The sequence below is a fragment of the Parapedobacter sp. GCM10030251 genome (genome assembly GCF_042666505.1).
Lineage (GTDB): Bacteria > Bacteroidota > Bacteroidia > Sphingobacteriales > Sphingobacteriaceae > Parapedobacter.
In genome coordinates, this window is record NZ_JBHTDN010000054.1 from 1 (window position 1) to 501 (window position 501).

Below are 501 nucleotides of genomic sequence, written 5' to 3' on the forward strand. Positions count from 1 at the left end.
TTTCCATCTCTTTCAACTGCTTGAGCTGGGAAATGTCCATCCCGGAATACTTGTTCTTCCAAGAATAAAACGTCCCTTGGCTGATGCCGTGCTCACGGCAAATATCCGCAACCGATAACCCCGCCTCTTGCTGTGACAGAATCTTGATGATCTGCGACTCGCTGAACTTACTTTTTTTCATTGTCCCTAAATTATAAAAACTACGTTAATAATCGTAGCTAATTTCAGGGAGCATTACACCCCGGGATAGTCCCTGATGTATTCCTGCCACAGAAGCAGGCGCGTAACGCCGACTTTGCGCAGCTCGGATAGCATATAGGGGAACAGCGCTTCCAGTTCGGAGCGCCTGGGATCTGCCTGCTCACGGGGCGGTTTATCGGCATTCAGGTAAACCTCCAGTTCGCTGTCCTCAAAAAGCAGGAGTTCGCGGAAGCTGAATCCGCTCTCCCCGAACCGCTTCAGGTAACCGGCAATCGTGCGTCTGTTGATGCCGGTTTCCTT

Annotated in this window: 2 protein-coding genes; both read right to left on the bottom strand. The window is 50.7% G+C overall.

Annotation, left to right across the window (positions count from 1 at the left end; translation table 11 throughout):
- Positions 1 to 181, bottom strand: a 181-nt coding sequence (locus ACFQRK_RS24035; RefSeq protein ID WP_379010869.1) for a transposase, incomplete at its 3' end; no start/stop codon positions are given.
- A gap of 53 nt (positions 182 to 234) precedes the next feature.
- Positions 235 to 501: hypothetical protein (locus ACFQRK_RS24040; protein ID WP_379010975.1), on the bottom strand; the 267-nt coding region annotated here is incomplete at its 5' end.